23 protein-coding genes and 1 tRNA gene are annotated in these 23,366 nt (G+C 61.7%); 10 read left to right on the top strand and 14 right to left on the bottom strand.

Annotation, left to right across the window (positions count from 1 at the left end; genetic code table 11):
- From IQ26_RS35255 to IQ26_RS35275, 4 genes are all read right to left on the bottom strand, one after another.
- Positions 1-222 (bottom strand): transposase (locus IQ26_RS35255; RefSeq protein ID WP_420846410.1); only part of this gene is annotated, 222 nt, incomplete at its 3' end.
- A 463-nt stretch (positions 223-685) separates the two neighbouring features.
- A complete protein-coding gene (locus IQ26_RS35265) occupies positions 686-1,762 on the bottom strand; it encodes an ABC transporter substrate-binding protein (protein ID WP_145722993.1) in 1,077 nt (358 codons plus the stop codon).
- Positions 1,762-3,153: a sensor histidine kinase gene (locus tag IQ26_RS35270; RefSeq protein WP_145722994.1), complete on the bottom strand. Its 1,392-nt coding sequence runs from the start codon at positions 3,151-3,153 to the stop codon at positions 1,762-1,764. The genes IQ26_RS35265 and IQ26_RS35270 overlap by 1 nt, the downstream gene beginning before the upstream one ends.
- Complete coding sequence (locus IQ26_RS35275) at positions 3,140-3,817, bottom strand: response regulator transcription factor (RefSeq protein WP_145722996.1); 678 nt, start codon at positions 3,815-3,817, stop codon at positions 3,140-3,142. Before IQ26_RS35275 ends, IQ26_RS35270 begins: the two co-directional genes overlap by 14 nt.
- A 259-nt stretch (positions 3,818-4,076) precedes the next feature.
- Between IQ26_RS35275 and IQ26_RS35280 the strand changes: the two genes are divergently transcribed.
- The 3 genes from IQ26_RS35280 (at position 4,077) to IQ26_RS35290 (ending at position 7,245) form a co-directional block, all read left to right on the top strand.
- Positions 4,077-5,051, top strand: a complete 975-nt coding sequence (locus IQ26_RS35280; RefSeq protein ID WP_145722998.1) for a Bug family tripartite tricarboxylate transporter substrate binding protein — start codon at positions 4,077-4,079, stop codon at positions 5,049-5,051.
- A gap of 179 nt (positions 5,052-5,230) precedes the next feature.
- On the top strand, positions 5,231-5,701 hold the full coding sequence (locus IQ26_RS35285; RefSeq protein ID WP_145722999.1) for a tripartite tricarboxylate transporter TctB family protein: 471 nt from the start codon (positions 5,231-5,233) through the stop codon (positions 5,699-5,701).
- 29 nt (positions 5,702-5,730) lie between these two features.
- Complete coding sequence (locus IQ26_RS35290) at positions 5,731-7,245, top strand: tripartite tricarboxylate transporter permease (RefSeq protein WP_145723001.1); 1,515 nt, start codon at positions 5,731-5,733, stop codon at positions 7,243-7,245.
- A 310-nt stretch (positions 7,246-7,555) separates the two neighbouring features.
- On the opposite strand, the gene IQ26_RS35295 is transcribed toward IQ26_RS35290, so the two are convergent.
- The 5 genes from IQ26_RS35295 to IQ26_RS39325 form a co-directional block, all read right to left on the bottom strand.
- On the bottom strand, positions 7,556-8,506 hold the full coding sequence (locus tag IQ26_RS35295; RefSeq protein WP_145723006.1) for a cytochrome c: 951 nt from the start codon (positions 8,504-8,506) through the stop codon (positions 7,556-7,558).
- Positions 8,507-8,515: 9 nt separating this feature from the next.
- Entirely contained in the window at positions 8,516-8,953 is a 438-nt protein-coding gene (locus IQ26_RS35300) for a c-type cytochrome (RefSeq protein ID WP_145723010.1), read from the bottom strand.
- 207 nt (positions 8,954-9,160) lie between these two features.
- Positions 9,161-9,757 (bottom strand): superoxide dismutase, encoded by a 597-nt coding sequence (locus IQ26_RS35305; protein ID WP_145723017.1) that lies wholly within the window; start codon positions 9,755-9,757, stop codon positions 9,161-9,163.
- A gap of 166 nt (positions 9,758-9,923) precedes the next feature.
- The gene (locus IQ26_RS35310; RefSeq protein WP_145723023.1) at positions 9,924-10,802 is read right to left on the bottom strand and encodes a branched-chain amino acid aminotransferase; all 879 of its coding nucleotides are present in this window, start codon (positions 10,800-10,802) and stop codon (positions 9,924-9,926) included.
- A 64-nt stretch (positions 10,803-10,866) separates the two neighbouring features.
- A complete protein-coding gene (locus IQ26_RS39325) occupies positions 10,867-11,088 on the bottom strand; it encodes a hypothetical protein (protein ID WP_156090971.1) in 222 nt (73 codons plus the stop codon).
- 193 nt (positions 11,089-11,281) lie between these two features.
- Between IQ26_RS39325 and IQ26_RS39330 the strand changes: the two genes are divergently transcribed.
- The 3 genes from IQ26_RS39330 (at position 11,282) to IQ26_RS35320 (ending at position 12,716) form a co-directional block, all read left to right on the top strand.
- Positions 11,282-11,360 (top strand) — tRNA-OTHER (locus IQ26_RS39330).
- A complete protein-coding gene (locus tag IQ26_RS39335) occupies positions 11,323-11,622 on the top strand; it encodes an HAD-IA family hydrolase (protein ID WP_156090972.1) in 300 nt (99 codons plus the stop codon). Before IQ26_RS39330 ends, IQ26_RS39335 begins: the two co-directional genes overlap by 38 nt.
- 272 nt (positions 11,623-11,894) lie before the next feature.
- The gene (locus IQ26_RS35320) at positions 11,895-12,716 is read left to right on the top strand and encodes a L,D-transpeptidase (RefSeq protein ID WP_145723025.1); all 822 of its coding nucleotides are present in this window, start codon (positions 11,895-11,897) and stop codon (positions 12,714-12,716) included.
- A 77-nt stretch (positions 12,717-12,793) separates the two neighbouring features.
- Here IQ26_RS35320 and IQ26_RS35325 read toward each other — a convergent pair whose 3' ends face one another.
- The 3 genes from IQ26_RS35325 to IQ26_RS35335 all read right to left on the bottom strand — a co-directional run bounded on the left by IQ26_RS35325 (position 12,794) and on the right by IQ26_RS35335 (position 17,887).
- Positions 12,794-13,969: a ComEC/Rec2 family competence protein gene (locus IQ26_RS35325; protein WP_145723026.1), complete on the bottom strand. Its 1,176-nt coding sequence runs from the start codon at positions 13,967-13,969 to the stop codon at positions 12,794-12,796.
- An 11-nt stretch (positions 13,970-13,980) separates the two neighbouring features.
- Positions 13,981-15,852, bottom strand: a complete 1,872-nt coding sequence (locus tag IQ26_RS35330; protein WP_145723027.1) for a S8 family peptidase — start codon at positions 15,850-15,852, stop codon at positions 13,981-13,983.
- Positions 15,853-16,342: 490 nt separating this feature from the next.
- Positions 16,343-17,887, bottom strand: coding sequence for a helicase HerA-like C-terminal domain-containing protein (locus tag IQ26_RS35335; protein ID WP_145723028.1), 1,545 nt, complete (start codon positions 17,885-17,887; stop codon positions 16,343-16,345).
- Between the two features lie 360 nt (positions 17,888-18,247).
- Between IQ26_RS35335 and IQ26_RS35340 the strand changes: the two genes are divergently transcribed.
- The 4 genes from IQ26_RS35340 (at position 18,248) to IQ26_RS35355 (ending at position 22,495) form a co-directional block, all read left to right on the top strand.
- Positions 18,248-19,690 carry a methylmalonyl-CoA mutase subunit beta gene (locus tag IQ26_RS35340; protein ID WP_145723029.1) on the top strand — a complete coding sequence of 481 codons (1,443 nt, stop codon included), beginning with the start codon at positions 18,248-18,250 and terminating at the stop codon, positions 19,688-19,690.
- Positions 19,687-21,810: a methylmalonyl-CoA mutase gene (gene scpA / locus IQ26_RS35345; protein ID WP_145723030.1), complete on the top strand. Its 2,124-nt coding sequence runs from the start codon at positions 19,687-19,689 to the stop codon at positions 21,808-21,810. Before IQ26_RS35340 ends, scpA begins: the two co-directional genes overlap by 4 nt.
- A gap of 71 nt (positions 21,811-21,881) precedes the next feature.
- Positions 21,882-22,112 carry an AbrB/MazE/SpoVT family DNA-binding domain-containing protein gene (locus IQ26_RS35350; RefSeq protein WP_145723031.1) on the top strand — a complete coding sequence of 77 codons (231 nt, stop codon included), beginning with the start codon at positions 21,882-21,884 and terminating at the stop codon, positions 22,110-22,112.
- A complete protein-coding gene (locus IQ26_RS35355) occupies positions 22,109-22,495 on the top strand; it encodes a type II toxin-antitoxin system death-on-curing family toxin (RefSeq protein ID WP_145723032.1) in 387 nt (128 codons plus the stop codon). The genes IQ26_RS35350 and IQ26_RS35355 overlap by 4 nt, the downstream gene beginning before the upstream one ends.
- Here the strand turns inward: IQ26_RS35355 and greA are convergent.
- Both greA and IQ26_RS35365 read right to left on the bottom strand, forming a co-directional pair.
- Entirely contained in the window at positions 22,492-22,965 is a 474-nt protein-coding gene (greA, locus tag IQ26_RS35360; RefSeq protein ID WP_145723033.1) for a transcription elongation factor GreA, read from the bottom strand. The two genes, IQ26_RS35355 and greA, sit on opposite strands and share 4 nt — an antisense overlap.
- Positions 22,966-23,035: 70 nt before the next feature.
- On the bottom strand, positions 23,036-23,366 hold a 331-nt coding region (locus IQ26_RS35365; RefSeq protein ID WP_145723034.1), incomplete at its 5' end, for an ISAs1 family transposase.

Raw genomic sequence — 23,366 nt, forward strand, 5'->3', positions numbered from 1 at the left:
AAGCGCCTCCTCCAGTTCGCGATCCGACAGACCATAGAGCGATTGCAGCAAAAGCGCCTTGAACAGCACCAGCGGCGGCCACGCCGCCCGCCCGGGTCCGCCATCGCGCAGCGGGGTGAGCAGCTTCTCGAAACGATACCACTTCACCAGACCCGACAACCGGTCGAGCGGCGAAGAGCCGCCCGACAGCTTGTCGCCCAGAAAAGCCTCTGCCAAGCTCAACTGACCCGTCCGCTTCACCGCCTTCGTGATTCCCTCCGAGCTGCCGTCTCACAGAATCACAACCACCGAATTTCGCAACAGTCCCACTTGGGGGGAGATTGGCTGTCACCGCCGCCTTCGCCACATCGCGGGCAAGGCGGCCACCGTTCTCCGGTATGAACTCAATGCCAGCAGCTTCGAAGGCTAGGCGACTTGTGCTAGTCGTCGAGTTCTTCAACGGCTCACCACGTTTCCAACCGCGCGATGGTATCAGGCGATACATCGGCCTTTCGAGCGAGATCCCGTGTCCCCAGCCTAGAGATACGATTTTTGTTGATCTGTTGGTTTGTCGGAAATGCTGTCGGGCCTGGAACTTCTTCGCAAACGACAAGAGAGACGTCGCTTCCATCACTTCACGCAAATGGGAACAGGTCAGCCTTTAATGCCGTTGGTATTACACGTACTTTCAATCTCATCCTGAATGTCAGCGACCTTCGATCAACCGCTTCCAGTCTTCGATAAAGGTCCGTCGCTGGATTTCGTCTTGAGCCGCTAGCAGGGCGGGTCCTATGCGGATCGGCCGGCCGATACCTGATTCCATCAGGGACGTAGGCCCGTCAACCTCCGCCGGAAGCGGTCCATTTTCGGAGAAAAAGAAGGATTTTTCACGAGAGACCGCACGGCCGCGTGGCGACAGAAGGTAATCCAGCAACAGCTTGCCAAGCACAGGATTCGGGGCTGTCGAAGGGATCATCGCACCGCGAGAAAGCACGAGCGTATAATCCCTCGGCAGAACGATGCCGAGATCGGAATTGGTGCGGGAGGCGGCATAGGCGTAGGATCCGAGGACATTGTAGGCAAGGCGCACATTACCTGCGGCGATCTCGCCCAGCACCTCATTGTTGCAGCAGCGAATGACCGTCTGCGTTCGGCTGAGGCTTTCGATCAGCCGTCCATACGAGGTCGGTGCCTGACGCGAATCATTGAAGGCAAGCAAATAACCAACGCCTGAGGCCTCGATGTCATAGGTTCCGATACGGCCCCGATAGTCGTCCGGCTTGCTCCGCAGCAAATCGGCTAGTTCCTCATGACTGCGCGGCACATCTTTCGCCGGCACGACGCGGCGATCATAGACGAAGACGATCGGTTCGAAGGTGAAGCCGAAAATCTCGTCGCGCCAATTAGCCCAGTCAGGAGCATTGACCGTGTCGCGGGAATTATGCGGCTGGGCGCATCCGTCATTGGCAAGTCGCACCAACTGGTCGACGGAAGAGGAGAGCAGGATGTCACCACCTTGGACCCGGCCGGCACAAGCATCGATTGCCTCCCTGAAGAGGTCATTGGTGACATAGTCGACGAACTCCACTGCAAGGCCGGGATACTGGCTTTGGAAATCGAGAACCAGCGGGCGCATCGCCTCGAGGTCGGTTGCCGCGTGGACGACTAACTTGCCGGTCTCGGTGCCGCTCGCGGGAAAAAGCTCCTTGTCGCCTTCGATAGCGCCGGCGCTCCGCGGTGCCATCGCGAGAAGGCAGATCATTACGAGACGGGGAAGTAACATCAGCCCTTATCCTCCTTCACAAGCGGGAGGTCGATATAGACGCAGAAAGGCAGCCCGGCGGTCTTCCCGCGGAAACCGATTTGCCCGCCGAGCTCGAATGCGACTTCCGAGGCGATCGCGAAGCCGAGGCCGGATGAACCCTTTTCCGTGCGGCTGGAATAGAAGCGCTTCGTCACATTGGCCCAATCTTCAGGTGGAATCCCGGGGCCGTCGTCGCAGACTTCGATCCGCCCGAGATCACCGAAACGGGTCGCGCGCACCTCCAGCCGCGAGGTGGCGCCGTGGCGCAATGCATTGTCGATGACGTTGGCGATCGCCTCCCGGAGGCTCAGCAGATCGCCAAGAACGGTCAACTCCTCTTCGGAGGCCTCGAAGGAAACGACCATGTCCGGATCGATGGTGATCGGGACCGTGGCGCGGAAGGCTTTGCGCGCGACATCGTTGAGCGAGACGGGGGCGAGTTGGGTCGAATCGAAGCGATGGATGACCATGGCGTGGTTGAGCAGTTGATTGGTGAAACGCGCCAGTTCCGCCGTGCGGTTGCGCACGCGCTCCAAGTGACGGCGATCGTCGGGTGACAAGGTATCCTCGTTGATCAAGCTCACCTGAGCGGTGAGCGCCGTCAGCGGTGTACGGATCTGATGTGCGCTGTCGGCGATATAGCGCTGCAGAAGCCTCACGCGTTCGTCGAGACGATTGATGAAGTGGTTGATCGAGGTCACGAAGGGCAGGAGTTCGCGCGGCACGGTCGCGGCAAGCGGGGTAAGGTCTTGGGGATCGCGCTGCCGCAGGATGTCTCCCAATTGATCGACCGGCCGCAGCGACAGGCGGATGGCAAGCGCTGAGCCGATCAGGGCCAGAAGGCTCATGGCGGCGACCAGAATGACAGCGCGCGTGGTCAGTTCCGAGGCCAGCGCCTGACGTGCCTCGGTCGTCTGGGCGACGATGACATAGGCCCAACCGGTGCCCGATTGCGAAGTGACGGCGCGGGCGGTGGTCACGGTTCGCACTTCGACGCCGCGATAGGCCATGTTGGCAAAGACTGGCGCAGCCCTGCTTCTCGACAAGTCGGCCGATGGCGAAATATCGCCATAACCGGTCAGCGTTTCGCCGGAAGGATCGACCACGCGGTAGAAGATGCGGTCGCGCTGGGCTAGGCCGAGCAGTTCGAAGGCCGATGGCGGCAGGACGAAGCTAAGGCGGTCGTCGGCGACGACGAGACTTTCCGCCATCTGGAATGCAGCCCCCAGCAGCAACCGGTCATAGGCCTCATCGGCAGCAGCGCGAGCGTAGAACCAGGCGGCTGTGATCAAGGTGGCAGCGCCCAGTGCCAGCACCACGGCGACGCGGCGCGCAAGGCGGGAGAAGAGCGAACTCTTATGGGCCGTCATCTGACACCAATTGGTAGCCGACGCCCCTCAGCGTCACAATCCTTGCCTTGGCTCCTTCCAGCTTCTTGCGCAGGCGCCCGATATAAAGCTCGATGGCGTTTGCGCCAGCGGCTTCGTCGAATCCGAACAACTGGTCAAGGAGTTCTTCCTTGCTGAAGACCTTCCCCGGCCGCGATGCTAGGATTTCGAGAAGCGTCATTTCACGGCGCTTCAATTGCACTTCGCGCTTGCCAACCATGACGCTTCTGTTCGTGCGGTCGAGGCTGATATCGCCGCAGGCGATGACATTGGTGGCCTCACCGCCACTGCGGCGCCTGAGCAGCACGCGAGCGCGGGCTTCCAGCTCGCGAAAATCAAAAGGTTTCATCAGATAGTCGTCGGCGCCCAGATCGAGCGCGCCGACCCGGTCGTCGATCTCGGAGCGCGCCGTCAGCACGAGGACCGGCACGCCGCTCTTGGATTGCCGCAGTTTGCGAAGGATTGAGAAACCGTCGAGCCCCGGCAGCATCACGTCGAGGATGACGAGGTCATATTCGGTATAGGCCAGAATGTCGGATGCAGCCGATCCATCGGTCTCCCAGTCGACGGTGTGACCCGTCTGCTGAAAGCGCCGGCAGATTGCTTCGCCAACGTCGTGAGTGTCCTCGACCAATAGAATGCGCATGCCGCATGGTCACATGCCGCAAATGGCCGATCAAGCGGTCAACGGGGCGTAAAGACTTGCGGCGGAAGTTTGACAGGATGGTGACAGGAAACTGTCCTAGCTTAACTCTCGCCGGTGGAGGGAGAGAGACGCTGCCGGCACGGGAGGGGTTCCCAACAAAGAGATGCCAGCGTTGCGAGACTGCTCGCGAGCTCTGGCCATGGTGTCGTTCCGGCACTGGACCCGTTCCCGATTGCTTTAAGATAAACGGGAGATATTCATGATCCGATATATTAGCAAGAGCCTGATTGGCGCCGCCTTCGCGGCTGTTGCATTGGCGGCTGCCGCCCATGCTGAGCCAACTAAACCTGAATGCCTCGCTGGCGCAAAGCCGGGTGGCGGCTTCGACCTGACCTGCCGCTTGGCTGCCAATGCCCTGCTCGAAACCAAACAGATTTCCGAGCCAATGGCTGTCACCTACATGGAAGGTGGCGTCGGCGCCGTTGCTTACAATCACGTGATCGGAAAGCGCGGCAAGGACGCAAACCTAATCACGGCGGCTTCTTCAGGTTCCGCCCTGCTGATCGCACAGGGCAAGTTCGGCAAATATGACGAGACCGCCGTACGATGGCTCGGCGCGCTCGGTGCAGATTATGGCGTGCTGGTCGTGGCCGCCGATTCTCCGTACAAAACGCTGGGTGAACTTGTCGAAGCCTACAAGGCGTCTCCGGCGGATTTCTCCATTGCCGGTGGCGGTGCCGTCGGCTCGCAGGACTGGATGAAGGGTTCTTTGCTCGCGAAGGCGGCAGGCCGGGACCCTAAGTCCATGCGCTATGTCGCGCTTGAAGGCGGCGGCGCCGTACTCACGGCGCTCGAAGGCGGCCATGTCAAGGTCGGTTCCGGCGACGCGGCCGAAATGGTCAAGCACCATGTCGCCGGCAAGGTGCGTATTCTTGCCGTCATGGCCCAGGATCGCCTGCCGGGCGAACTTGCCGGAGTGCCAACCGCTCGTGAGCAGGGCTTTGACATCGATTGGCCGATCTGGCGGGGTTATTATGTCGGCAAAGACGTTTCTGATGCCGACTACGACTGGTGGGTACAGGCCTTCCAGAAGGTCGCCGCCACACAGGAATTCGCCAAGGAACGTCAAGCCCGCGGCCTGTTCGAGTTCACTCTGCTTGGCAAGGATTTCCAGGACCGCGTGAAAGCTGATGTCGTCCGCTTCAAGGTCCTTGCCAAGGAAGCAGGCATGTAACCTCGCCCCGCTAGCGAAATCCTCCCAAGACGAAATCCTCCCAAGGCACGGAGGCGGGCCACCTTCCACCATCGACCAGAGGGCGTTTGCGGAAGGAAGCGAGAACAAGTGAGCCCGGTGGCGGTCGATCAATCTATGGCCGGCCGCGATCGTAAGAACGAACTGCAGGGGAGACATCCATGTCAGACCGTCATCCGTCCGCAAAGACCACGCAACTGATCAGCCGTGGCGCGGCGCTTTGCCTGCTTGGCCTTGCCATCGCCTACGGCATCGGCGGCAGCGTGATCGAATATGCCTTCGCGTCCGATCCGCTCGGCCCCAGGGTCTTTCCCGTCGCACTCGCCGTGATCCTCGGGTTACTGACCACCTGGTATTTCTTTTCACCCGGCACGGCGGAAGGTTTCCCGACGGGCAGGCTGCTCTGGCGCGTGCTCGGCATACCGGTCCTGCTGGTCGTTTCGGTCCTGCTGTTCGAACCAGCAGGCTTCGCCATATCGATCTTTGTGCTGACGCTCGGGACGGCGCTCATTTTCGAAGCGCCGCTCAAAAAGGCGTTGCTTGGTGCGATCGGCCATGCCGCCTTGTGGTGGTTTATCTTCTCCTTCGTCCTGGAGGTGTATCTCCCGACCGGCGCCCTCTTCGGCCACTGACGAGAACCTATCCGGAAAGGGTCATTCCCATGAGTTTCGACTATCTCTGGCACGGCTTTGCCGTCGCGCTCACCTGGCAGAACCTGCTGATCGGCTTCATCGGCTGCTTTATCGGCACCATGGTCGGCGCGCTCCCCGCCATCGGCCCTATCAATGGCATCGCGCTACTCATGCCGATTGCCTACACGATGGGCCTGCCGGCGGAAAGCACGATGATCCTGCTGGCAGCCGTCTATTGTGGTGCCGAGTATGGTGGCCGCATTTCCTCCATCCTGCTCAACGTACCGGGTGATGCCGGCGCGGTGATGACCGCGATGGACGGCTATCCCATGGCCAAGCAGGGTCGTGCAGGAGAAGCGCTCGCGCTTTCGGGCATATCCTCCTTTATCGGAGGCATTCTAGGAACGCTCGGCCTTGCGTTGTTCGCTCCCATGCTTTCCGGTCTCGCCATCGGTTTCGGCCCGGCCGAATACTTCGTACTGATGATCTTCGCCTTCGCGACGCTCGGTTCCATGGTCGGCAGCCAGCCGGTGAAAACGCTGATCGGTTGCGTGCTCGGCCTAATGCTGGCCACGGTCGGTCTCGATGCGACCTCGGGCGCTTACCGTTTCACCTTCAATGAGCCGGAACTCGGCGACGGTATCGAGTTCGTGGTACTCGTGATCGGGCTCTTCTCGGTATCCGAAGCCATGATCATTTTGGAGCATCAGGGCAAAGGGGTCACGGTGATCCGCGAGCTCGGCCGCATGACCGCGCGTTGGGCCGACGTTGTGAAGACGACGGGTGCCACGCTTCGTGGATCACTGATAGGCTTCGTGGTCGGCGTTCTGCCCGGAACGGGTGCCTCGGTTTCAAGCGCGGTTTCCTATACCACCGAAAAGCGAATTTCCGATACCGAAGGTACCTTCGGCAAGGGCGACGTGCGCGGCCTGGCCGCACCGGAAGCAGCGAACAACGCGACCGCCTGCGGCGCCTTCGTGCCGATGCTCACGCTCGGTGTGCCCGGTTCGGGTACCACGGCCGTCATGCTCGGCGCCCTGATGCTCTACAACATCCAGCCAGGTCCGATGCTGCTGACCGAGCGACCGGAAGTGGTCGGGGGCCTGATCGCCTCGCTGTTTGTAGGAAACTTCATCCTGCTGGCGCTGAACCTGCCGCTGGTCAACATCTTCGCACGCGTGCTGACCGTGCCGAACTGGCTGCTCGTGCCGGGCATCCTCGTACTGTCGGTCATTGGCGTCTACTCCACCCATGCATCGGTATTCTCGATCTTCCTCATGCTGGGCATCGGCTTCGTCGGCTGGCTGATGCGCAAGGCGGGTTTCGACATGGCACCGATCATCCTGGGTTTCGTGCTGGGCCGGGTCATGGAAGTGAACCTGCGCAACGCGCTGGCGATCAGTGGAGGCGAACTGTCAATCCTGTTCAGCAGCACGATCTGCAATGTGCTATGGGTCATGGCCGCGGCGGTCGCGATCCTGCCCTTCTATTTGTCGCGTCGCTCCAAGCGTCGCATCGCTGCAGCCCTCGCGACCGCGGAATAGGGCACGCGTTCTTCTTTCAATTACGAACGGCCGGGTATTCTGCTCGGCCGTATTGGGGTCGGTTCCCGTGGGGAGCGAAATGACACCCTAACGCGCTTCTCTCACCGCATCTGGCGTTAGGCGGCGTTTTGGCCCGGCCAGGCGCTGGCATCGCGCCCCGACCTCGAAGGCGAGCGCAACGTTAAAAAGGAAACGGCTGCCAGCGAAGCTGCCAATCTCCCCCCTCGATATGTCCGGCAGGACAGAGGGGGCGCTGTCCCTCCGGCATCAAAGGTTCTGCACCGCAGCAACGGGTGGACCGTTACCGCGCTCAGTTCGAAGGCCGTTTGCGCGCCGGATAGCCGTTGGGATGCGGCGGTATGGCCTTCAGATAGGCTGATATCGCCGCCCGGTCCTCAGACGTCAGCTCGGCCATGTTTCTCTGCACATCGACCATGGCGCCACCCACGGAATCGAAATCCGGCGTGAAGCCGGTTTCGAGATAGTAGGCGATGTCGGCCTCCGACCAGTCACTGAGCCCGCCTTCGCCCGAGGTGATGTTTGGCACGATGCCGCTGCCCTCGGCGGCCGTGGCCCCGGCCAGCCACTCGCTCTTCTTGGTCCCGCCGGTGAACGCACGCGGCGTGTGGCATTCGCCGCAATGGCCTGGCCCTTCGACCAGGTAGCGGCCGGCCATCACCGGATCCGGCGTGCCATCGGGAAAGGAAACCATCGGCTGGTCATTCAAATAGAGAAATTTCCACAGCCCGATGCCGCGACGGATGTTGAACGGAAACCCCAGCGAATTGGGCGGCGCCTTGCCGGCGACAGCGGGGAGCGTCTTCATGAAGGCATGGAGGTCGGCAATGTCGGCCGGCTTCATACGCGCGTAGGATGCATAGGGAAACGCCGGATAGAAATGCTCGCCGCTCGGCGACACGCCCTTCAGCATGGCGTTGGCGAGGTCTTCGACCGACCAGGCGCCGATACCGTCCTCGGCATCTTGCGAAATGTTCGGCGGCACGAAGGTGCCGTACGGCGTCTTGAGTTCGAGACCGCCGGCCAGTTGAAGGCGGGCGTCGCCTTGCGAGCCCGGCTTCGCATGACAGGATGTGCAGCCGCCGGCATAAAAAATGCGCTTGCCCTTGGTGGCATCGCCTGGGCCGAGTTGCGCCAGGGTCGCAGTGTCGGCCTTGACCGGTGCCGACAGCAGCCACCCGGCAAGCGCGCCGACACCGCCCAGAACGAGGGCGGTGCCGACGAGTTTTTTCAGCAGGCGCATCGCCCGCTATCAGTCCTTTTTTATCCGATAGGTCTCATGACAGGTGCCGCAATCGCCGCCGATGGTGTTGAACTGCGCCTTCAAGGCATCGACGTCCGCGGGGGCGGCGGCGACCGCAGCCTTGACGTCGGCGAGATACTTGTCGTGAGTTGCCTTGAAACCGGCCATGTCTTGCCAGATCTTGGGAGCAGCCGTGGTGTCGCCGGTGTCGCTGCCGGCCGGGAAAAGCGCGTCGATATCGAGTTTTTCGGCATTAGCCTGAAGCGCCTGCAACGACGTCATCACGGCTGCGGCATCGAAAGGGTTTTCGCCCTTGACCACTTTCGACAATCCGCCGGCGATCTTGCCACGTTCCTTCATCAGGGCCTGCCGATCCAGGATCGGATCGGCAAGTGCCACTGACCCGGCGAAGGCGAGCATCGAGATGGCGAGGATAAGCTTTCTCATTCAACTGGCTCCATGATGAAGACGTTTCGGGGTGAAGGTATTTTCGCAACGCATCGATAACGGCAAAGGTGGCTTAAAAATTCCGGAAATTCGCCTCACGCCTGTGTGAATTTCTGTGACGGTCGTTCTTGCGCTGGAAAAAGGCGGCCGATGCTGATCCAAAAAAGCCCCGGTTTTGCCGGGGCTTTTCTGCAACTCGATCAGACCTTACGCCTTTTCATAGAGCTCAAGGACATGGTCCCAGTTGATGAGACTGTCGACGAAGGCTTCGAGATATTTCGGCCGGGCGTTGCGATAGTCGATGTAATAGGAGTGCTCCCAGACGTCGACGCCCAGGATCGGCGTCGCGCCATGGACGATCGGGTTCTCGCCGTTCGGGGTCTTCGAGATCGCCAGCTTGCCGTCCTTGACCGAAACCCAGGCCCAGCCCGAACCGAACTGGGTTGTTCCGGCGGCGATGAAGTCCGCCTTGAACTTGTCATAGCCGCCAAGGTCGCTGTCGAACGCCTTTTGCAGTGCGCCCGGCAATTTGTTGCCGCCGCCACCCTTCTTCATCCACTTCCAGAAATGGATGTGGTTGTAGTGCTGGGCGGCGTTGTTGAAGAGCCCGGCATTCTTGCCGAAGGACTGTTTTACAACGTCCTCGACCGACAAATCGCCCAGGCCAGCCTCGGCAGCCAGCTTATTGCCGTTGTCGACATAGGCCTTGTGGTGCTTGTCGTGATGGTACTCCAGCGTCTCCTTCGACATGTAAGGCTGCAAGGCCTCGTAGTCATAGGGCAAGGCGGGCAGTTCAAAAGCCATCGGTCGTACTCCTCGTGGAAAAAAATCCGGTGTCGATACCGGACTAACATAGGTCTGGATTGATGTGGAACAACTCCGGAATGAAGCTCCGGTTCCCTTCTAAGCAGGTTCCGGAAAAGTGTCACACGGTTTTCCGACAAGAAGCTGCGTCAAGACAAGAGGCCAGTCAGCCGACCGAAGTTGAATGCGCCCAATCCCAATAGAGTTCGCGCGCCTTCTTGGCCACAGGCCCGGGTTGGAGATTGCGGTCCTCGATGCGGGTCACCGGCACGACTTTCGAATGGTTTCCCGTCGAGAATATCTCGTCCGCTTCGAGGAACTCGCGCACCGACAGCGCCTTCTCGGTGGTCTTGAACCCATACTCGCCAAGCAGCGTCATCGTCCGCGAGCGGGTGATGCCGGACAAGAACGTGCCGTTCGGCGCCGGCGTCATGACGTGACCGTCCTTGACCAGGAAAATGTTCGAGGTTCCGGTCTCGGCGACATTGCCCAGCATGTCCAGCACCAGGGCGTTGTCGAAGCCGCGCATCTTGGCTTCGAGGATGGCACGGCCGTTGTTGGGATAGAGGCAGCCGGCCTTGGCGTTGGTCGGCATGGTTTCGATGGTCGGCCGCCGAAACGGCGAGACGGTGACCGAAAAGCCCGCCGGCGAGATCATCGGCGATTCGTAGAGGCAAAGGCAGAAACGGGTCGAGGCCGGATCGGCCGGCACGCCCATGTAGCCACCATGCTCGGCCCAGTACATCGGCCTTATGTAGACTGCCGTCTTGCCGTCGAACTTCTTCAAACCGTCCCAGGTCAGCCCGACGATCTTTTCAGTGCTCATGGACGGCTTGAGACCAAGCGCGATCGCCGAAGCGTTCACCCTTGCGGCGTGGCGGTCGAGGTCGGGGGCGACGCCCTCGAACCAGCGGGCGCCGTCGAACACGCTGGTGCCGAGCCACATGGCATGGCTGCGCGGCCCCAGAATGGCGACGTTGCCTTCATACCAATCGCCATCCACGAAGGTCCATGTCGCGGATTGCGCCGCAGTCGCCAGTGTCATCGCTTGGTTCCGCGTTTTTAGAACTGTCCCGTATCGCCATTGGAAGATGCTTTGGCGTCTGCCGTCAACCGGCATGGCCGAGATTTGTTGAGGCCAGCGGCATGTGCATTGCAATCTGTGCTTGCGCCTTGCCTTGCCACGCCGCAGAACTGTCACCATGCATCACGCGGCTTACGTTTTCGACGCCTACGGCACGCTGTTCGACGTGCATGCCGCCGTACGCCGTCATGCCGACCAGATCGGACCGGACGGCCAGCTCCTGTCGGAGATCTGGCGCGCCAAGCAATTGGAATATTCCTGGGTGAGGACGCTGATGGGCGCCTATGCCGATTTCTGGCAACTCACCGAACAGGCGCTCGATTTCGCCCTGCGCAAGGTTCCCTCCGCGGACAAGGGGCTTAGAGCCAAGCTGCTCGACGCCTATTGGCGGCTGGACTGCTATCCGGAGGTGCCGGCCGTGCTCAAGGCGCTCAAGGCATCGGGCGCGAAATTGGCGATCCTCTCCAACGGCTCGCCTGAAATGCTGGAAGCGGCGGTCAAATCCGCTGCGCTCGACCAGGTTCTGGACGACATCTATTCCGTCGATGCCGTCAAGCGCTTCAAGACCGATCCGTCGGTCTACGACATGGTTGCGACAGGCTGGCGCCTCTATCCGGGTGCTGTGTCCTTTCAGTCATCCAACCGCTGGGACGTCGCCGGCGCCACCAAATTCGGCTTCCGGACAGTCTGGATCAACCGCTCCAACCAGCCCGAGGAATACCGGGACTTGCCGCCGGCCCTGATCCTGCCCTCGCTCGAAGGCCTGCTGGCCACGGGCTAACGCATGACCCCAAAAATTGATTCCGATTTCTGGAAAGGATCATGCGCAAAGCGAAAGTGCTAAAGCGTCCTTTACGCGTCCAAGTGGACGCGCGGCGCTGTAGGCCTGTTGCCCCGGCGCAACAGCGATGGTGCCGTCACAGCTTTGCCTTTGTTTGTCCACCCTCAGGCCAGAATCGGAACCGCCTATCGCGCCGGGTATTGATAGGGCTGGCGCCGTACCGGTCAGCGTATTCATGTTTTGTTTCGACTTGAGACTTAAAAAAGGCAACCATGTTCATAACCGAAATCGAATCCCGTCGCCTGAGCCGTCGCGGCTTTCTCAACGCCGCAGCGCTCGGCGCCGCCTCGATTGCGGTTTCGGCCTGCACCACGACGGCACGGCGGCCGCTCGAGCCTCCGTTTCCAGCCAATGTCGAGCCGCCGCTCCTGGACTATGCAACGATGTACGCTCCGGTCAGCGACGGAGGGTTCGATCTCCCGGGCATACCCTTCGAGAAAATTGACCCGCAATTCCTGCGCCAGATCGTTCCCGATCCGACCGGCGAGAAGCCCGGCACCATCGTAGTCGATACGGCCGGCCACCACCTCTATCTCGTGCGTCCGGGCGGACAAGCCATCCGTTATGGTGTCGGGCTGGGTCGCGCCGGCTTCGAATGGTCGGGAGACGCCGTCGTCCAGTGGAAGCAGAAATGGCCGAAATGGACCCCGCCGGACGAAATGATCGCCCGCCAGCCCGAGCTCGCAAAATACAGCGCCGACAATGGCGGCCAGCCCGGCGGGCTCACCAATCCACTCGGCGCGCGGGCGCTGTATCTGTTCCAGGGCAACCAGGACACGCTTTACCGACTGCACGGCTCGCCGGAGTGGAACTCGATAGGCAAATCGGTATCATCCGGCTGTGTTCGCTTGATAAATCAGGACATCATCGATCTCTACGACCGTGTGCCCAACAAAACACCGGTAATCGTTACCGCCGGTGTCGGCCAACCAGTGCCGGCAACGAACCGGAAGGCAATTCCGATCGATGACGGCGTGCCGGAAGGATCGATTCTGCTCGGCGCGGCAAGAACGATCTCGGACTCGATCTTCTGAACTGGTCGAACATAGGCGGACGCGGGCCACCGCCCCTCCGGCATAACTTGTATTGAAAAACGCGCGTCTGTGCGGTGTTAGAAATCGATCTGTATCGGCACTCCGTTCGAAACCGTGATGCGATTGCCCCGTTGCCAGCGTTGGATGATCGGCGTGATCGCGTGGATTGCGGGGTCGTACTTGATCGTCTTGTTGCTGCGCCAGGCCTCATGCTGAATATCGCAGTCCTGTGCCGCCACCGTCAGGTAGACGTTGATCTTGCGGTTGCCGGTGCCCTGTTCCAGCATCTCGAGCGAGGCACGGTCAGGGTTACCGAAATGGCCGTTGGCCGAGATGATGTAGTGCTTGGCCTCAATGATCTCGAAGAAGCTCGTCTCGAGGTCGCGGTCCGAGCCGTGATGAGGCACCTTCAGCACATCGACCTTCAGCTTGCCGTTCTTGATCAGGCCGGCCTTGTCGCAGGCCTTGATGATCACATCGCCTCTCGCATCGCCTGTCAGCAGCACGGTGGTGCCGTCGCGATCGAGCAGGGCGACGATGCTGGCGAGGTTTGGAATTGAATCGTCGAGGTACTGCGCAAGCGCTGCCGGGCCGGCGCCCGCGGGGCCGAGCTTCTCGTGCCACTCGATGCGGAATTCCTCGATCTGCTCGTCGAGTGGTCCGAGTATGCGCAGGGTCGCGTCGCCGATAGACATCGGCGCGCGATCGCCGGTGAGGAGGGACTGGTCAGGCGGGTTCCGCGTCACTTGCAGGAATGAGGCGAGCGATCCTAGCTTCAGCGCTTCGTTGTAGCTCTGGAGCACGGCCGCAGCCACCGGATCGGGCTCCGTTGCAAGTGCGAACGGTCCAGGCCCGCCGAAACTGGCGAGCGAGGCTGGACCGCCCACGTCCCGTGCCGCGGTCCCTTCACCGTCGCCCAAGATGGCGTCAAAGCCATTGTGCAGGAGCCATATCGGTTTGTAGGGCCTCGGCACGTTCTGTTCATCCGCGTCGCGCATGGCGTCGAGAAGCTGGATGATGCCGTGGATATGGTCCTGATCGATGTGGCTGACCATGACGGCATCGAGCTTCAGCGGAACCTCGTCCGGGAAGGCCTGCTGCTCCTTGCGAAGCCTGATCTTGAGCGAGGCGTTGAACACGCCAGGAGGACCGCCATCGACCAGGATGCGGGTGGGGCGATCGCCGCCATTGCCAAACGTCAGGAACAGGCAGTCACCGTACTTGGCTGGCAATGCCTCGATGCGAAATACCACTATCGGTTCTCCTACCGGGTTTGCAGTGCACGCAGGACATCGACCAGTCCGGCGCCTTGAAAGTGCCGCTCGCGTTTCAGATCGGTCGCGGTCTCGACAATCACCGCCTTTACGTCGCGCGGCTTCCCGACCAACTCCGCGTTGCGGGCCATCAGCAAGGCCGCCGCTCCCGAGACGTGCGGCGCCGACATGCTTGTGCCGTCCAGTCGGCCATAGCCCAGGTCGGGCAGTGGCCCGTCGATGCGCTCACCGGGAGCCACCACGTCGGGCTTGGACCTGCCGTCGCCGGTGGGGCCGCGCGATGAGAAAAAGCTGACCCCATATTCGTGCGGACGATCGCGATGCGTCGAGCCGACGGTGATCACCGACTCGGCGTTGCCGGGGTCGGCGATGGAGGCGTCGGCATAGCCGTCGTAGACGGCACCGCCATCGAGCACGAACTTCTGGGCGCCCCAATTGCCTGCAGCAGCCACGACGACGACGCCGCTGTCCACCGTGGCTTCGCACGCCAGGCATACCGGTGTCCGGCCGCACGCATAGTTGGCCTTGTCGTGCACCAGCCCGATCGAGAGGTTCACGCCGTGGATCGTCATGTAGCGGTTGCGGGTGTTCAGCCAGCGCACAAACTCCAGCGCGCCGATCACGGCGAACTCGGTATCCTCGATCGTCTCCGCGATCACCCTCAGGTCGTACAGCATGATGTCCGGGCAGACGCCCTGGAAGAAGACGTCGTCGCCGTTGCGCCAATCGGCCGCGAGGACCCCCGCCACGTGCGTGCCGTGACCGATGGGACGGTCTCCCTGGCGCGGCGTCGGCAGACGGTCGGGCCTCGTCTGCAGCAACTGGGACAGGATCTCCCAGTCGTACGGACGCCCGTTGTCCGCGGCTTCCCACAGCCGCTGGACCGCCGAGCGCGCCTCCGCCTCCCGCAGGCCGAGCTTCGTCATCATCATCCCGGCGAGGTAGTCGCGCTGCTGCGGCAGCGCCATTGCATCATAGGCGACGAGCAAGCGGAGTTCGGCGAAGTCATAGGCCTTCTTCACGCGAATGGAGAGATCGCCGGCGGCATGATCGATGAATGCGGGGTGCGCGCCGTCGATGCCGGAATCGATCACCGCCCAGGTCACGCCCCGGCAACTGATATCGAACACACGGCGAGCCGCATCGGCCTTGATGGTGTTTACCGACGAGGCCATCATCGGGTGAACATGTCGATTGCGGGACACGCGGTAGATCAGGGGCTCGGCTCGACGCGGCAGATCGTCGAGCAACTTGTCCAGGTCCATGGCGGCCCGTGATCGGGTACCGCTGGCTGTCGTCGGTTCCGGTGCCAGAATGAGTAAGACCAGCAAGGCGGTCCGCAGGTCGGGGGCCAGCCTCCCAAGGATCCTGTTCTTGAGGTCCTCCAACCGAGCAAACGTTACCCTCCGGGCGGGGGAGATGCGAGACCCAGGCCCCGGCACTACGTCCAGCTCTGATTGGGCTAGGGGTGGTAGACCCAAGATATCCTTTAGCGTGCGCACCGCCTGGTGGATATCGAGCCCCGTGCTGGGCACAACCGTGATCAGGAAATCGATGAAGGTCAGCCGGACCGCGACGATGCCCTCGAGCGGTGCGATCCGTCGCGCCGGACGCCACCGCCCATCGTCCTCGCGCGGATAGGCCTCGGTCGAACGGTCTGCCAGCGCCGCGACGAGATGCTTGGCGATCGTTGATGCCTCGATACTGTCCATCGGCGTCAGCAACAGGTCGACCGGCGCATTGGGGCTAGCCGCATAAGCCCTCCAGACATCGAGTTGTATAGAGGTCTCATTTAGACTGCGCCGGCCTGCTCGCCCGGACAAGAGGATGTCGTCGACAACTGAAAAGGGAAGAGTCGCCATGTACCCGCAGACCTTCCGTGCAAGCGCTAGTCGAGCACAAATTTAGCCACATAGTCTGTCACACTCAATTGCCATTGTGATTTCGCGCGGGCGGATCGCTGAGCTGTGTATGTGCGTGTAGGTGAGGAAGGACTGTGTTCCTGGGGGATGCGCTTTCTGCACCCTCGCGCGCGCCGAACATCTTTTGCACGAGTTACTTGATGTTGGCGCCATGGCCGGCTTTCCGATGTCTGGGCCACGATACATTGACGATGATGCGATCGGCGACCACAAAACGGCGGGTGTGGGGTGATGTGGGTCACCTGTGCGAAATTGCAGACCCCATTGATGCGAAGCGAGCCGAAGGCAGGGCACAGTCGAGATCAGTCGGCCGCGATGACCGGTTCGGCGCAAAGCTGCCGTTCGCAGCCCCCAAATCAGGCTAGTGGTAGCTGCTACACAATTCCGGGATTTTTCCAGAGCCGGCGCCCATTTTTGAGTCCGATGCGCTTTAACGCCCTCTAGACAGGCTGCCGAGAATGCCGCGCACGATCGCCCGTCCCACGGACGAGCCGACCGAACGAACCACCGATTTGATCGCCGCCTCCGCCACTGTCTGGCGATTGGACGGTCTTGGCGCCGGTGCCCGCCTGCCGCCGGTGGTCTGGGGGACGGGATCGTCATTGCCGAAGCCTGGAATGGTCCAGCGTGAGCGGCCGCTCTCCTGTTGCTGCGCCTCTGCCTCCTGAGCGTCCTTGGCTTTCTTCTGCAGCATCTCGAAGGCCGATTCACGATCGACGGTCTGGTCGTACTGCCCCGCGACCGGGCTCTCAGCGATCAGCTTGCGACGCTCGTCAGGCGTGATCGGGCCAAGACGCGAAGACGGCGGCCGAATCAACGTCCGCTGGACCATGGACGGAGCACCTTTGGCTTCCAGCGTCGAGACCAGCGCCTCGCCGGTGCCGAGCTGCGTGATCACGGTCGCACAGTCGAAGTCGGGATTGGGCCTGAACGTCTCGGCGGCCGTCCTCACTGCCTTCTGCTCCCGCGGCGTGTAGGCGCGCAGGGCGTGCTGCACCCGGTTGCCGAGCTGGGCCAGGACCGTTTCAGGGATATCCAGCGGATTCTGGGTGACGAAGTAGACGCCGACGCCCTTCGAACGGATCAGCCGGACCACCTGCTCGACCCGGTCGATCAGCACCTTCGGCGCGTCGTCGAACAGAAGGTGCGCCTCGTCGAAGAAGAAGACCAGCTTTGGCTTGTCGGGGTCGCCGACTTCGGGGAGTTCCTCGAACAGTTCCGACATCAGCCACAAGAGGAATGTCGCATAGAGCCGGGGATTCATCATCAGCTTGTCGGCGGCCAACACGCTGATCGCGCCGCGTCCGTCGCGGGTGGTGCGCATGATGTCGGCGATCCGCAACGCCGGCTCGCCGAAGAAGTTCGTCGCTCCCTGCTGCTCCAGAACCAGGAGCGTGCGCTGGATCGCGCCGACCGAAGGTTTTGTGACATTGCCATAGCGAGCGCCGATTTCTTCGGCGCGTTCGGCGATGTTGGCAAGAAGCGCTTGCAGGTCTTTCAGGTCCAACAGCAACAAGCCTTCCTCGTCGGCGATGCGGAAGGCGATGTTCATGATGCCTTCCTGCGCCTCGGAGAGATTCATCAGGCGCGACAGAAGCAGCGGCCCCATCTCCGAGACGGTGGCGCGGATCGGATGGCCCTGCTCGCCGAAAAGATCCCAGAAGATGACCGGAAATTCCTGGAATTCGTAAGGATCGAGCTTGACCTGCTCGGCCCGCTTGGCCAGAAAATCCTGCGCCGTGCCCATCATGGCGATACCCGAAAGGTCGCCCTTGATGTCGGCACAGAAGACCGGCACGCCGGCATTGGAGAAGCCTTCCGCCAGAATCTGCAAGCTCACGGTCTTGCCGGTGCCGGTCGCGCCGGTGACCAGGCCATGGCGATTGCCATACTGAAGCAGCAGATTTTCGGCGCGCTGGTAGCTGTCATCAGGCTTGCGGCTGGCTCCCAGGAAAATACTTGTGTCGTCAGCCATGTGTCCTCCGCAAACCTGAAGTGTTGAAAGCCCTAGTGTATTGAAAGTAACGGGGCTCGCCGCAGGTATAATGACGTCATTGCGCAGCGACAATGGCCATCGCCGAAAATGGGTTTTTGGAGCTTGCGGATTTTGCGCGTGTTTGGCAATCGGTTGGCGGTTCATCGTCGCAGGACGCCTGTTGCATTGTGATATGGGACGGGGAACCGTAGACTGACGTTCCAGGCCTATGCGGCCGACGGACGCATGACCCCAAAAATCGGAATCGATTTCCGGAAAGGGTCATGCGCAAGATCAAAAGTGCTACAGCGTCCTTTGCGCGTCCAAAGGACGCGCGGCGCTGCAGACGAGGAAAAGCGGATGGGCGCCGGTGCCTTGATCCAGGATGCTGAAGTTCCAAACCCTGACCGGCAGCGGTGGCTGGCCCTTGTGGAAAAAGCTTTGGCCGGCGGTTCCTTCGAGGAAAAGCTCGTATCCCAAACGGACGACGCCATCCGCATCGAACCGCTCTATGATCGTTCGGTCACCGCAGAGCCTCTCGCGCGGGCAAATCCGAGATCGCCGTGGATCGTCAGCCAGCGTATCGACGATCCGGATATCGGCCGCGCCAAAGCCCAGGCCCTGCAAGACGTCGCACAGGGCGCCACCGGATTGTCGCTTGTCTTCGAAGGCGCGCCGAATGCGTTCGGCTACGGCCTGCCGAGGACTGCCGAGGCGCTGGAGACCGTGCTGGACGGCGTGCCGCTCAACCGCATTCAGGTCCGCATCGATGCGCATCCATGGAGCCGCGCAGTGGCCGACTGGCTGGTGGCATTCCTGACCAAGCGCCGGTCCGACCCGGCAAAGCTCAACCTTTCCTTCGGCATCGATCCGGCGGCGATCTTTGCCGGAACCGGTCGGTTGCGCATGTCGATCGAGGCCCTGCAGGCGTCGATGCCGCAGTCCCTGGCGCATTTTTTCTCGATGGGCGTGCCCGGCGTTCTGCTGGAGGCAGACGGACGCGTCTTCCACAATGCCGGCGCCACAGAAGCGCAGGAACTGGGCACCATGATGGCTTCAGCTGTCTCCTATCTCCGGATGTTCGAGGAGGCGCGCCAGCCGCTTGTCTATGCGGCGCCCCATATCGGCTTTGCACTGAGCGTCGACCAGGACCAGTTCCTGTCGATGGCCAAGGTCAGGGCTTTGCGCAGGCTGTGGGCGCGTGTTCAGGAGGCCTGCTCGATCTCCGCCTCCACCGCCAACATCCATGCCGAGACGTCCTTCCGCATGATGACTTCGGCGGATCCGGAGACAAACATCCTGCGCACTGCGATCGCCGGTTTTGCCGCGGCAGCAGGCGGGGCGGATTCGGTCTCCATCCTGCCGCATACGATCGCGCATGGCCTGCCGGCGGGCTTTGCCCGCCGTGTCGCCCGCAATACGCAACTGATCATGGCCAACGAAAGCCATATCGATCACGTCGCCGACCCTGCTTGCGGTTCGGGCGCCGTCGAAGCGCTGACTGCGGACCTTTGCGAAGTGGCCTGGGAAGAATTCCAGCGGATCGAGGCGGAAGGTGGCGTGCTGTCCAGCCTGCAGCAAGGACACATCCAGAAACGGGTCCAGGCGGCCTCCGCCCGCCGCAATGCCGCCTATCGGGCCGGCAAGCGGGCCATCATCGGCACGACACTTTACCCGTCGAAGACCGAACGTCCGGTCGAAACTCTGGTGGCGGAGCGGCGGCCCGCCGTCACCGAGAGCGTGGCGGTGTGCGAGCCGCTGTTTCCGATCCGCATCGATCAATCGATCGGAGCAGCACCATGATCCCGGATTTTAGCCAGATCGGCTGGTCGCCGCCGCGCCGGGCGCCGGTCGAGGTCAAGGGCCAGCGGATGACGCCGGAAGGCATTGCCGTAAAGCACCTGTACAATCAGGGCGACCTCAAGGGATTGCCGCATCTAGACACCTATGCGGGCCTGCCGCCGTTCGTGCGCGGCCCCTACCCGACCATGTATGTCCAGCAGCCCTGGACGATCCGGCAATATGCCGGCTTCTCGACGGCAGAAGAGTCGAACGCCTTCTACCGACGCAACCTTGCGGCCGGACAGAAGGGGCTGTCGGTCGCTTTCGACCTCGCCACGCATCGCGGCTACGACAGCGACCATCCGCGTGTTGCCGGCGATGTCGGCATGGCCGGCGTCGCCATCGATTCCATCCTTGACATGCGCCAGCTGTTCGACGGCATCCCGCTCGGCGAGATGACGGTGTCGATGACCATGAATGGTGCTGTGCTGCCGATCATGGCGCTCTACATCGTGGCGGCGGAAGAACAGGGCGTTGCGCAGAAGGATCTCACTGGCACCATTCAGAACGACATTCTGAAAGAGTTCATGGTGCGCAACACCTACATCTATCCGCCAAAGCCTTCGATGCGGATCGTGTCGGACATTTTTTCCTACACCTCGCAGCATATGCCGAAGTTCAATTCGATTTCGATCTCCGGCTATCACATGCAGGAGGCGGGAGCGACCGCAGACCTTGAGCTTGCCTACACAATCGCCGACGGCATCGAATATGCCCGTGCCGGCCTCGCAGCGGGGCTCGATATCGACCATTTCGCGCCGCGCCTTTCGTTCTTCTGGGCGATCGGCATGAACTTCTTCATGGAAGTGGCCAAGCTGAGGGCAGCGCGCCTTTTGTGGGCCAGCCTGATGCGGAAGAATTTTTCACCGAAGGACGAGCGATCACTGTCGCTGCGCACCCATTGCCAGACCTCGGGCTGGTCGCTGACGGCGCAGGACCCTTACAACAACATCATCCGCACCATGATCGAGGCGATGGCGGCGACGCAGGGTCATACGCAATCGCTTCACACCAACTCCTTCGACGAGGCGATGGCACTGCCGACCGATCATTCGGCCCGCATCGCCCGCAACACGCAGCTCATCCTGCAGAAGGAATCCGGCACCACGCGCATCATCGACCCGTGGGGAGGCTCGGCCTATCTCGAACGGCTGACGCATGATCTGGCGGCGCGGGCACTTGCCCATATCGAGGAGGTCGAGAGCCTCGGCGGCATGGCCGCGGCGATCGAAAAAGGCATACCCAAGCTGCGCATAGAGGAAGCCGCCGCGCGCACGCAGGCGCGCATCGATTCCGGCGAGCAGATCCTGGTCGGCGTCAACGCTCATCGGCCCGGCACTGACATCGAAGTCGACGTGCTGAAGATCGACAATGCCGAAGTCAGGGCCCGGCAATTGTCGAAGCTGCAAAGGCTGAAAGGCACGCGCGACGTCGGCGCGGTCGAGAGCGCGCTGGGTGCGTTGAGCCGCGCTGCGGAGAGCGGCGAAAATCTGTTGGAATTCGCCATCCATGCCGCGCGCGCCAATGCCACGGTCGGTGAGATTTCGCTGGCGCTGGAAAAGGTCTTCGGCCGCCATGTCGCCTCGGTCCAGACAATCTCCGGCATCTATCGCAAGGCGCTCGGCAACAATCCGGTGGTCGACCGGCTGCAGGACAAGATCGTGGCGTTCGAGGAGAAGTCCGGCGGCAAGCCGCGCATTCTCGTCGCCAAGATGGGACAGGACGGCCATGATCGCGGCCAGAAGGTCATCGCCACCGCCTTTGCCGATCTCGGCTTCGACGTCACCGTCGGGGCGATGTTCCAGACGCCGGAAGAGATCGCCAGGCTCGCGGTCGAGCATGACGTGCATATCGTCGGCGCTTCGTCGCTCGCGGCCGGACATTTGACGCTCATTCCCGAACTCAAGGACGCGCTGAAGAAGCTCGGGCGTGGCGACATGCTGATCGTCGCCGGCGGCGTCATCCCGCCGCAAGACTACGATGCGGTGCTGCAGGCGGGTGCCGTGGAAATCTTCCCGCCGGGCACCGTTATTCCGGAAGCGGCGGACCGGCTCATGGACCGGCTGCTGCAGCCTGGATGAGGCTGTTATAATAACTGTTGCAACAATAGACGGAGCGAGTTATAATTCTTGTTGCAACAAGGTGCAGCACCATGAACACGACCATCCGCAAGATCGGCAATTCCGAAGGCATCATCCTGCCCAAGGAAATTCTCGACCGCCTGAACCTGAAAGCGGGCGACAGCATCGTCATCGTCCAGGAGGGCGATGAGCTTCGCCTGCGCCGCACCGAGGACACCGCCGAAGAGTTCGAGCGCAAGATGAAGATCGCGCGCGAGCGGATGAAGAAGTACGAGGTTGCCTACCGCGCGCTCGCAAAATGACCGAATATCATTCGAGGGAATTTGTGGAGGCGCTTCACGCCGAGCAACTGCGCCTTCACGGAGGGGCAGCGGGTATCCGCGACCAAGGAATGCTGGAATCGGCGCTTTATCGACCGCAACAGAGGGAGATCAATGGCGAACCCGACCTCTGCGAGCTGGCATCCGCCTATCTTTTCGGCATCGCCAAGAACCATCCATTCGTCGACGGCAACAAGCGCACCGCTTTTGCCGCAGCCGACCTGTTTCTCTATTTCAATGGGCTGAGTGTCGAAGCCGAGCAAGCAGATATCATTCAACTGGTCATGATGGTCGCCGCCGGCGAGATCGACGAGGCTGGCGCGGCAGCGTTCTTCCGCGACCATGTCGTCAAGGTCGAGGACTAATTGTCGGAGAGCTTGACGATCTCCCATTCCTTGCCGTTCACCACGGCAATTTCGCCGACCCTCTTGCCGTACAAGGCCAGAGCCATCGGCGAAACATGGGAAATTGTGCCCTTGGCCGGATCGGCCTCATCCTCGCCGACGATCTTCCAGTGTACCTTCCTGCCGTCATCGCCTTCCAGCGTGACGCCCATGCCGAAGCGAACCAAGTCGCTGCCCGGTTCCGGCACGGAAAGCTCAGCACTTTCACGCCGCGCGGTCCAGTAGCGCAGGTCGCGCGAGATGAGCGCGATGCGCTCGCGATCGGCCCTCTTCTCCGCCCTGGCCAGGTCATCGCGCAGGGTGACCAGTTCGGCGTCGATCAGCGCCAGGCCGCGTTCCGTCACGAGATTGCGGTGCTGGCTGATCGGCCGCTCGCCGATGCCGGCGATGGCGTTTTCGCTATCCTCTTCGCGCGTGAAGGCTCTGCTCATTGGTTGAACTTAGGCCTCGCGCGGCGACTTCACAAGCCATTGCCGGCGAACCCAGGGCAACGAGTCCAGGTTAACGCGCTTGGAGGGCGGCCAAGAGGTAGCCGGTATCCCAGGTTGCGAGTTTTCGCTTTCCCTTGATGGATTGTTTGCCGGGCATAGCGCGGATGAGATTGAGGGCGAGGTGGCGGACCATCGCCATGTTTGTGGCACCATGGCCGCGGCGCAGGCGCGATTGGTCCTCCTTGAACTGGACATCGAGAACCCAGTGGAGCCCGTTCTCGATGCCCCAATGGGCTCTGGCGGCCTCGGCAAAGGCTTTCGCGGAGAGGACACGGGAGGAGATGTAGCATCGCCGCTCGACCCTGACCTCGGTACCCGTCTCGATGCGTGTCTCGACCATG

The organism is Mesorhizobium tianshanense (assembly GCF_007830515.1).
In the GTDB taxonomy this organism is placed as follows: domain Bacteria; phylum Pseudomonadota; class Alphaproteobacteria; order Rhizobiales; family Rhizobiaceae; genus Mesorhizobium; species Mesorhizobium tianshanense.